The following is an 11,048-nucleotide window of genomic DNA, read 5'->3' as shown; positions in this document are numbered from 1 at the left end:
AGGCTAGTGTAAAATGTTTTGTTATTAATTTCAATTGGATGTGTTTTAGATTCGTCTTCGTTTGTAGTATTGGTTAGAAAATATTGGCGATATCCTTTGGTTTGTGCAAACAAAAAAGAACCATAAATAATAAGACAGGCAATCGAAGCAAAAATGAGCTGAGGCGTTGAATAATAAGAACCGTGAACACTTTCTGTAAATGTTGGAAACACTAAAGTGAATACAATAATCGAAATAAGCGAAACCAAGCCAATGGTTACCGAAGAAGGAGAGAAATTCTGTTCGTAATGTTTAATGCTTCCAATAAGAAGACACAATCCTATAATTCCATTCAAGATAAGCATAGTTGCAGCATAAACCGTATCTCTGGCCAAAGAAGCAGCTTCTGAGCCTTCAGAAAGCATTAAAGAAACAATAATAGAAACTTCAATTACAGTGATCGAAATAGCCAAAATAATCGTACCGTAAGGTTCTCCAACACGTTCTGCAATAATTTCTGAATGATGTACCGCCGACATCACGCTTAGAATAAGCAGAATACTTGCTACGATTTGAAAAAGAGTGCTGTTTTCTATAAGTCCGCTAAATAGGAGCGCCCATGATAGAATCGGAATTATAATGGTCCACTGTAATAATTGTTTCATTTTTTGTAGTTTTTAGAATATAAGCCAACAGAATAAACGTTCGCCCTTTTTTTGTAAGATAGAACTTTTATAGCTAAAAATGATAAAAAAAGGCAGTTTTAAGCACTTTTTAAGTTTATTTGATTGTGTTTTGACTCAAAAAGCACATTTTTGACCAAATAAAATTACAGCTTTATTTAAGAATTTTTAAACGATTTCTTTCGTTGCGATTTTCTTAAGATGTTTAAAAACTTTGTCAAAGTTTCGAACTTTGACAAAGTTGACTTCGTGTTTAAACAATTTTAGCGATTCTCTATTTTTTCTCTCGCAGATTCAGCTGATAAAGCAATTTTTTTTAATTTGTATAATCTACAAAATCTGCAAAATCTGCGTGAGAATATTTTAAGAATTTCGGACAATCTCCTTTCGATGCGATTGTCTAAACTTTGTCAAAGTTGGTTTCGTGTTTCAAACAATTTTAGCGTCTCTCTATTTTTTCTCTCGCAGATTCAACTGATAAAGCAGATTTTTTTAATTTGTATAATCTGCGAAATCTGCAAAATCTGCGAGAGAATATTTTAAGAATTTCTAATAATCTCCTTTCGATGCGATTTTCCCCATTTGATCATTTCTTCAATCACAGGACCAAAAGATTTGCAATAAGGCGTCGATTCATATTTGACCTGAATTTCGGCATCGCGATCTTCGGTTCTTTTTATGAGCATGTTCAATTCCATTTCTTTGAGTTCTCGCGAAAGCATGCGTGTCGTAATCCCCGGAATACTGCGTTCGATTTCCCTGAAACGATGATTTCCGTTGCAGATCGAATTGATGATTGGCAAACGCCATTTTCCGCCCAAAACATGCAACGTGTCCTGAAGCGCTTGCACTTCTTCCTTCTGGTTTCTTTCCATTACGTTTAAAATTAGTTTGGTATACTCGATGATACTGGTTACAAAGTTATACCAATTTGAATTTAAATTTGCCAAATAAATTTTAAATAATCAAAAAGATGGAAAATCTAAAAAATAAAACAGCCGTTATAACAGGCGGAAACAGCGGAATAGGTTACGCAACAGCCCAACAATTAAAGCAGCAAGGCGCAAACGTAATTATTACAGGAAGAAGAAAAGAAGCCATAGAAAAGGCGGCTTTGGAATTGGGCGTTACAGCCATCACAGCAGACCAATCGAATATTTCGGATATCGAAAAACTGGCTACTCAAGTAAAAGCCGATTTCGGTTCGGTTGATATTTTGTTTATCAATGCGGGAATCGCGGGTTTAGGAACAATTGAACAAACTACAGAAGAGTTGTACGACAATATTATGAATGTGAATCTGAAAGGTGCTTTTTTCACTTTAAGCAAATTTATCCCGATTTTGAAAGACGGCGCTTCGGTGGTATTTCTTTCTTCGAATACTGCGAGCATGCCAGGTCCAGGATCTTCGGTTTATTCGGCGAGTAAAACGGCTTTGAATTCGTTTATGAGATCGGCGGCTTTAGAATTAGCACCAAGAAAGATTCGTGTCAATTCTGTTAGCCCAGGACCAACTCAAACCGAAGTCATGAACAAAGTAGGCTTAGACGAAGCCACCGTAAAAGGCATCATGGATGTCGTAGTAGAAAAGGTCCCACTAAAACAAATGGGAAGGGCAGAGGATGTGGCTCAAATGGTTTCGTATCTAAGTAGTGAAGCTGCTGTATTTATGACTGGGGCTGATGTTATTATGGATGGTGGGATGAGTTTAGGATGAATTCTGTAAAAAACATTTCTATTGAAAACAAAACCCTCAGTTTTTTTTAAGACAGAGGGTTTTTAATTCTGAAAAAAGGAAACTTTATTCTACACCCAAATATACTTTGGGAACAGATATCTGAAAATTTTGGTTGCTAAACTTTTCTAATATAAAGCATCATTTTTCAATATAGAATGCCTTCGATTTTCAAGATAGATTAGATTTTATTACTGGTTTATATTGTTAGCCATTCCTTTTTTTTAAGAAAATATCCTTGATCAATATGTTTATTTCTATTTTTTTCTTTTCTAAATTTAGCACTAGTTATATGTTTTCTAGTTGCAAAACATTTATTTATAATTTTGGTTGGATAGAGAATGATTTAAAGTAAGATCCATCTTTAATTTCAAAATAAATTTGATACTTATTTTCAGGATTAATTGTGCTAGGTATTTTATATATCTCATGAAAAACTTGATTTTTTACTATAGAATTTATAAAAGATATAATTGATTTAGTTTCACCTTTTCTATCTAGTTTAATTACTAAATAGAACTTATTTAAATAAATAAATTTGGTCATTGTTACCTTTGAATTTTCAGGTTGATTACTGATGAAATAATCTACCAATTCCTCAGAATTAGATTCGAAAAAAACTTCTCTAATGTTTTCATTTATATCTCGTTTGGACCTTGTTGGGATATTTTTTACATAATTAATGCGATCTTTCATTTTTTTTGATTTTTGAAACTCAAAAATCGCAAAATCTGCAAAGTTTTTAATAAGAAGTAAATCAAAAAGAAGAAGAAATTCCTTTATTTCAGGTAATTCATTTTGTTTATGTGATTTTATAAAATTAATAAATTCGATTTTGCTTTCAATTATTTCGGATATTGTATCTGAAATTTTAAAAGAACTGTTTGAAAAATTTTGAAATTCAATTGATTGAGCACAAGTCAATTCTAAATTTGATTCCCAATAATCAATTATAAGTTTATTCAAATGTGATTTTATATTAGTAATTTCTTTTATTGAATTATAAATAAAATATATTTCAAAATTGTTAACATCTTCATCAGAAAACTCATTGATAAAACTTTTAAATAATCTTTTTGTTATCACCGTTATATTACTAGGACTAATATGCCATGATTTATTTTCTCTTCTAGAATACCATAAATGCCCTAATAGATATAACCTTGTTTCCTTTGATAATTTTTCGTTGTTAAAGATGTTTTCCATTAGCCATTTTGAAAAGACTGAAGGCTTGATTAGATTTTCCGTATTCTTAATATCATTTTCAAATTGTCTATTAATAAAGGAATTTAATAATGACAACAATTCAACATCGTATAAATTATATATTCTTCTTTGATCATATAGTAATGTTATAATTTGAATCGAACGTTTGATTTTGAGCTCAGAATTTGTATTTAAATCTTTTAATCTTTTGATAAGCTGGGGTAATTTATTATCTAAAAAAATAGACGTTAAGAGAGTCAAGTCAATATCATTATCATAAAGGATATTAAATTCTCTTTGACTAAAATAATTTGGGAATATTTGTTGTTGTACCAACATTCTAAAATTATTTTCATTTTTAATTGAACTTGAATCAGGAACGTTATTTTCTTCTCCGAACAAGTATGCTAAAATTTTTAATAACAGTATTTTATCTTCACAATTTATACTTAATTCAGAATCTTTGCATTCTTTAGTGGGAAACGATTTATATTTATAAAGAAAATCAATATTGTATAATTTCACTTTATTTAATTCATCTAAAATATCATCAGGATTTTCTTTAGTTGTTTTTTTAATTAGATTATAAGTTTCTTTTTCTCTATCGATATATATAAAATCAGCTTTTCTATCATTTAATAGCTTTAAATATTTTGGAAATTTTAACTTAAAATAGGTGAAATTCATAAAATCTTTTAAATCAATTTCATTTTTGAAAATAGGATAATCATAAACAATTTGATTTGCTACTCTTTTTACGTCTCTCATGTTTTTGATAAAATCATTGAACAAATTATCTTCATTACTCATTGCTTCAATTAATTCGTTTTTGAAACTACCGTCGGATGTTTGCAGTATTGAATTGTTAAGACAATCAAAAAAAAAGTTTCTTAATATTGAATTGTCTATTTCAGGTAAGTATATTTCTAATTGAAAAAATTTGTCAATAAAAGCAGTGTTTAAGATATCATTACTGCTTTTCAATCTACTCAATACATATTCTTTATCCATGGCTACTACAAAGAATGTATTTTTAAAATTAGCTGTATTTCTAATTAATTTTAAAACTTGAAGAATTTCTTTTTCATTTAATCGGTCCAAATCATCTATAAAAACAATTATTTTTTTATTAATTTCTTTTAGATGCTCATTGATTTCATTGTAAAGCTGATTTGCTGATGTACTTTCGATTTTGGTTATTTGATCCTCTAAAAAGTCAACTATATTTTTATCTTTATATAGGTTTGTTATTTTTTTTGAGTAAAGCATTAATTGATTAGATACTTTTCCACTATATTTTCCTAATTGATTACTTAGTAGGATGAAAAATTCGTTTATTATATCATTTTCATTATGATTTAAATATGGCAAAAATTGTATACTTATTGTATTATTTTCTTTATTTTTATTTAAATCATCTTTAACAAAATTAATAACACTAGATTTTCCATTTCCCCATGGACCAACTAATCCTAATGTAAATGAATTTTCGTGATTTTCATTTTTAAGAATTTGGATAAGATTATTTGCTACTTTTTTTGAATCTAAGATATCTTGATCAATATCTAGAATAGGATCATCACTTATGAAATGATTTGTGCGAAAACTATTCTCTGGATTATTATACTTTTTTTTATGCCAATTATAAAAACAAAAAGAAAGGAATAGCAAAATTGGGATCCCAATTAAAATTAAATATTTGATTTCAAAATTTAAAATATTGCATTTTAATACATTCCACTTATTGTTGGTTCCATAATATATAATAAAAAAAAGTATTAAAAAACTGACGAAAATTTCAGAATAGGATGGAATATATTCATCTTGTATAATTTTTGTCACGATTAATATTGAAACTACAATTGTTGTTGAGAAGAGGATAATATCAATATAAACATTAGAAAAATTAGGTTTTACAAGGATAAATGTTTCTATGAATGTCTCAATGTTATTTTTATAAAGGACAAATAATAAAAAAAAAGAAAAAGCAAACAAAAACCTATTTACGATTGAATTTGTTATTGCTTTAGAATAACTTTTATAAATATAATCAGCAATTTTTTTTATTATTTTATTCATATTAAAATTTTGGAAATTCTTTAAAATATTCTTTTATAATTTATTCCTTTTGTCAATTTGTATTTAAGTATTTTTATTTTCCAATCTTATTATTTTCACCCTTTTTAATGCTTGCATAATCTCAAGAGATAATCTATAATCTTGTTTTTTTTAAGGCTATTAGTATTGCAGTTTTAATTAATTTGCTAAAGTATTGAATGTTTAATTAAAAAGAATGAGGAAAACCGTAATAATTAAAATATATATCCAGCAAGAATACCAATAATTAAATTTGAAACATCAAGTATTTACACGGATTTTTTTAAAACTAAAAAAACAAAACCCTCAATCTTTTTTTCAAAGACCAAGGGTTTTAATTTTTCAAAAAAGCACGAATCTTATTACTCCAAATCCAGATAAGGATCTAAAATTTCGGCTAGTTCATTGAGCCAATAGAAGCTGTCTCCAAGTTTGGCAGCGTTTAACTGAATGTTTTCTTGATCGTTTAGAACGCCCAATGCGAGGGTTAGATTTACCTGTCTTATGGCTCTCGCCATATCGAGTGGGTCAATTCTGTCGTTGAAGAAATTCATTAGACCGATTTCGGCTTCTTTTGAAAGGGTTTTGGTACTCATAACTTTACTTTAAGGAAATATAAAACCCACGTGGCTTAGGTGTCCTACGCTGTAAAGTGAGCGTTGCGGTTGTTTCCAATACCGCCACCATACCACATGGGCAAACTTTTTTTCTGAGATCATAACTTTACTTTTAGGACTGCAAATATATCAAAAAAGAAGTTGGTTTAATACTGTAAAAAGTAATACAATTCTTAAATAATAATTTCCCGAAAACTTGCTTTTGAAAATGAGTGTCCTAGCCCTGATAGTAGCGGCATCCTTTTGTGGCGGGGTTCGCCACAAAAGATATAGCGGATAGCAGGAAATAGCTTCTAATTAATATCAATGCTTCATTTTAGCTCACTTTATTGGTTCAGATTAAAATTTTGGTTATAGAAAATAAGGATCATTTAGGCACTTATTTGGTTTCAAATTATAATCTGAAACAAAGTAAGCGGCTGATTTTTAGTTTTATTTATGCGGTGAATTTAATTTTATAGGAAAGAATTTTATACGACGATCGAGAAAATAAATTTTCAATGAATAATCTAACTTTTAAATTTATGAGAAATGCTTTTCTAATAATTGGAGTTTGTTTGAGTGCAATTTTGTTCTCCTGCAAAAAAGATAAAAATACGGAGCAGTCAAGTTCTGAAACTGGAAAGTCTGAAACTGCCGACTCGACATTAATTGCAGATCGAGGTTGGCCTCGCGAAGCTGAAAATAACGGTACAAAATTGGTTTATTATCAGCCTCAGGTAGACGACTGGAAAGATTTTAAAGAAATTACTGCTCGAGTGGCTTTTTCGTTGACTCCTAAAGATGGAAAACAGGTTTTGGGCGTGGCTTCTTTGAAAGCGGAAACATTGGTAGACAAAGACAACCGAAGCGCTTTTATTAAAAATATTCAAGTAACCGATATACGTTTTCCTGCTCTGGACCAAAAGAAAGTGCCAGAAATGGAAAAGCTGTTTAAAGAAACGTTGCCTCAGAGCGGAGATCCTATTTCGGTAGATCGTATTTTGGCAGATTTGAGTCATACCAAAAGTCCGCCAAAGGGAATTGCGGCTAAAAACGATCCTCCTGCGATTTTTTACAGTACAAATCCGTCGATTTTGCTTATCGTGCAAGGCGAACCAGTTTTGGTGCCTGTAGAAAAAACGGATATTCAATATGTGGTAAATACCAATTGGGATTTGTTTTTTGATAAAACAACAAAAGATTATTATCTGTTGGTGGAAAATATCTGGCTGACTTCGAAAAATGTGGCGGGCAAATGGACTAAAACAACCAAACTGCCTGCGGGTTTAAGTAATCTGCCTTCGGGACAGAATTTTGATGATGTTAAGAAAATGATTCCGCCTCCAACATCTGGAGCAGCGCCAGAGGTTTTCTACAGCAATAAACCTGCAGAGTTGATTGCCATAAACGGAAGTCCGAAATTCGTTAAAATTCCAGGAACTAAATTACTATACATTGACAATACTGAGAATGATGTTTTTGCCGACGAAAACAAAGGTCAGTATTATGTATTATTGTCTAGAAGATGGTTTAAGTCTAAAGAACTAACTGGACCGTGGAGTTATGCCAGTAATAGTCTTCCTGCTGATTTTGCTAAAATTCCTAAAGATTCTCCGCGTGCCAATGTATTGTCGTCGGTGCCTGGAACGCAGGAAGCGAATGATGCTGTAATGTTGGCACAAGTTCCGACAACGGCTATTTTGAAGAAATCGGATGCTGAAGCCAAAGTAAAAGTATCGTATGATGGCGGAACACCTCAGTTTAAAACTATCGATGGAACGAAAATGCAATACGCAAGCAATACGCAAGAGAAGATTATAAAAGTGGGCGATTTGTATTATTTGTGTTTTCAGGCGGTTTGGTTTATGTCGACTAGTCCAAACGGACCTTGGAAAACATGCGATTCTGTTCCGCAAGAAATTTATACGATTCCGCCAAGTTCGCCAGTTTATAATGTTACCTATGTAACGCAAACCACAACCGATACAACGGTTGAAAGCAGTGCAACAGCGGGTTATTTGGGTGCTTTTATTATTGGTGCAACATTCGGCGCGATATTGACTTATGGCACAGGATGGTATTATCCGCCTTATATGTATTACGGCGGACTGTATCCAATTTATCGTCCGTGGCCTTATGCGTACGGAGGAGGAGCAGTCTACAATCCGTGGACGGGCGGTTATGCTGCCGGAAGACGCGTTTATGGACCTTATGGCGCGGCTGGAACTTCGGCTTGGTATAATCCTGCAACGGGAAGATACGGACGTTCTGCAAGCGTACAAGGATGGTATGGCGGACGCACGGCTGCAAGTACATACAATCCGTGGACGGGTAATTATGCCAGAACCAATCAAGGGCATAATGCATATGCACAATGGGGACATTCGGCTGCGACAAACGGGAATCAGTGGGCGCAGACGGGACATATTACAACCCGACGCGGAACGGCAATTGGTTATGAAACTTCGGGCGGAAATAAAGGTGTAATTACACACAGAAGAGGCGGAGGAACTACGATTCATACCAATAATAATTTATATGCTGGTCACGATGGACATGTATATAAAAGAGATGCCAATGGAAACTGGAGCCATTATAATAACGGAAACGGTGGCTGGACACAAGCGGGAACTTTGGGATCATCTAAAAAAGCGGGTGAAGGGATTCAGAATAGAGAGAATAAAGGGCTTGGAGCGAATGGAGCGGGAGAACGAATTCAGCGCGATAATCAAGGACTCGGCGCAAACGGAGCAGGAGAGAGAATTCAACGCGATAATCAAGGTCTTGGTGCAAATGGAGCAGGAGAACGTATGCAGCGCGACAACCAAAATCTAGGAGGCGAAACTAGAATGGGTGACGGAATACAACGAGACAATTTCCCGAAAGCAGATCAAACGCTTGGACAGCCAAATAAACCGCTTGGTGAAGCGGGTCGTCCTGATGTTACACATGATTTAGACCGTTCGGCTATTTCGAGAGATCGCGGTGAAATGCAAACGCGAAATTTCCAAAATATCCAAAGAGGCGGAGGCGGATTTAATGGCGGTGGCTTCGGCGGTGGTGGTTTTAGAGGCGGCGGCGGTGGCTTTAGAGGAAGAAGATAAAAAGTGAAGGTTAATTTTAATTCAGAAAATCAGGATCGTGATAAAACGCTAATCCTGATTTTTTTTGAAATTTAATTTTTGAAAACCCAAATTCCAAATCAAATAATCGGAATTTTGAACTTCAATTTTTTTCCGATTTTCCTTATATTTAACATTCAAAAAATCAGATAGATGAATTCTAACAAACTTTTATTGGGGCTTTTATTTGCGGTACAAATAGTATTAGGGCAGACGAAATCAGATTCTATTTTAAAACAGCTGAGTAAACAGCATCAGTTTGCTAAAATGGACAGTCTTAACAGCAAGGAAAAGGGTAAAGATTATTATTTCTATAAAGGATTATATGCCAATGTGTGCAATAAACCAAAGCTGTCAAATCAGTATTTGGACAGTCTGAAAAATAATGAACTTATAAATAGTTATGAATTTACAAAGCTAAAAGATGATAATTACATCAAACTCTTTAGTTATAATTCGGCTTATATGGCTTCTAAAATTTTGACGATGAAATTTCAGCAGCGTTTTACCAAAGAAGAACTTCAGGATGAAATAAATACACAACGAATTTGGAAGACGCTTAGAGGTACTAGACCACAATCTATAGATAAGTTTACTAAAATTACTGTTGCCACTGTAAAAGACAAAGCGGGTTTGATAACAACAGAGGTTAAAGCAAAAGATACGCTGTCTCATTTTGTTTTTGATACTGGGGCAGGAATTAGCTGTATTACAGAAAGCATTGCAAAGAAAATGGGAGTTAAAATTCTTCCAGACAATGATATTTCGGTGGAGAGTTTTACAGGGCAGAAAAATAAAGTACGTATTGGTGTAGCGTCTGAAATTAATTTAGGAGAATTGAAAATTCATAATGCGGTATTTTTAGTATATCCTGATAAGGCTTTTACTTTTGCAGATGGAGCTTACGTAATTAACGGAATTATTGGCTTTCCTATAGTAAAAGAATTAGGAACGATTACAATTGAAAAAGATAAACTTACCTTTTCTAAAGAATTAGAATCTGGAACAAACGAAAAAAACTTGTTTGTAGACGAACTAAGAGCGATTGTAATGTTGAAGTATAAAAACAAAACCTTGCCATTTAACTTTGACAGCGGTGCAAAAGTAAGTTTGTTTAATAAAGCGTTTTATGAAACTTTCAAACCCCAGCTTGACCAAGACGGAACTCTTGATACCATAAAGTCTTCTAGTGCCGGTGCAGAAGTTGTTTCGACTGAAGTAGTAGTTTTAAAAGATCAGCCAATATCGCTTGGAAATAAAACAATTCAGCTTCCAAAAATGGAAATTTCCCCAAAGGATTACGGCGTTTATGGCGAAGTAAACTATGGGAATATTGGCCAGGATGTACTCGGCCAATTTGAAAAGGTCGTGATTAGTTTTGATGGCAATTATTTGAAACTAGAGAATTAGAATTAACCATAGAAGAATTATATAAATCAGGATAGTAATAACATACTATACCTGATTTTTTTTGCTAACTGCTTATTTAACCGCAAAGTTCGCAATCCCGATAGCTATCGGGATACGCAAAGTACACAAAGATATTTTTAGAGTTAAACTTATTATAAGTATTAAGAACGCAAAGCTGTGCAAATAAAACTTTGCGAATTTTTATTCTAGCCACAGA

At 32.8% G+C, this 11,048-nt stretch carries 7 protein-coding genes; 3 read left to right on the top strand and 4 right to left on the bottom strand.

The window, feature by feature from the left end; all coding sequences use genetic code 11:
- Positions 1 to 644, bottom strand: a 644-nt coding sequence (locus B3J44_RS01425) for a calcium:proton antiporter (protein ID WP_414654724.1), incomplete at its 3' end; no start/stop codon positions are given.
- Positions 645 to 1,201: 557 nt separating this feature from the next.
- On the bottom strand, positions 1,202 to 1,537 hold the full coding sequence (locus B3J44_RS01420) for a winged helix-turn-helix transcriptional regulator (RefSeq protein ID WP_177209806.1): 336 nt from the start codon (positions 1,535 to 1,537) through the stop codon (positions 1,202 to 1,204).
- Positions 1,538 to 1,635: 98 nt separating this feature from the next.
- Between B3J44_RS01420 and B3J44_RS01415 the strand changes: the two genes are divergently transcribed.
- Positions 1,636 to 2,379, top strand: a complete 744-nt coding sequence (locus B3J44_RS01415; RefSeq protein ID WP_286965122.1) for an SDR family oxidoreductase — start codon at positions 1,636 to 1,638, stop codon at positions 2,377 to 2,379.
- 336 nt (positions 2,380 to 2,715) lie between these two features.
- On the opposite strand, the gene B3J44_RS01410 is transcribed toward B3J44_RS01415, so the two are convergent.
- Both B3J44_RS01410 and B3J44_RS01405 read right to left on the bottom strand, forming a co-directional pair.
- Positions 2,716 to 5,682, bottom strand: a complete 2,967-nt coding sequence (locus tag B3J44_RS01410; RefSeq protein ID WP_286965120.1) for a KAP family P-loop NTPase fold protein — start codon at positions 5,680 to 5,682, stop codon at positions 2,716 to 2,718.
- A 380-nt stretch (positions 5,683 to 6,062) separates the two neighbouring features.
- Positions 6,063 to 6,296: a hypothetical protein gene (locus B3J44_RS01405; RefSeq protein WP_095931884.1), complete on the bottom strand. Its 234-nt coding sequence runs from the start codon at positions 6,294 to 6,296 to the stop codon at positions 6,063 to 6,065.
- A 521-nt stretch (positions 6,297 to 6,817) separates the two neighbouring features.
- Between B3J44_RS01405 and B3J44_RS01400 the strand changes: the two genes are divergently transcribed.
- Together B3J44_RS01400 and B3J44_RS01395 are read left to right on the top strand one after the other, a co-directional pair.
- Positions 6,818 to 9,403: a hypothetical protein gene (locus B3J44_RS01400; protein ID WP_286965114.1), complete on the top strand. Its 2,586-nt coding sequence runs from the start codon at positions 6,818 to 6,820 to the stop codon at positions 9,401 to 9,403.
- 171 nt (positions 9,404 to 9,574) lie between these two features.
- A complete protein-coding gene (locus tag B3J44_RS01395) occupies positions 9,575 to 10,831 on the top strand; it encodes a retropepsin-like aspartic protease (protein ID WP_286965112.1) in 1,257 nt (418 codons plus the stop codon).
- Positions 10,832 to 11,048: the final 217 nt, after the last annotated feature.

Origin of the sequence: Flavobacterium sp. UBA4854 (genome assembly GCF_002399805.1) — a bacterium.
GTDB lineage: Bacteria > Bacteroidota > Bacteroidia > Flavobacteriales > Flavobacteriaceae > Flavobacterium > Flavobacterium ginsengisoli.
The sequence above is the reverse complement of the archived record's forward strand: the minus strand, read 5'-3'. Positions and strand labels throughout refer to the sequence as shown.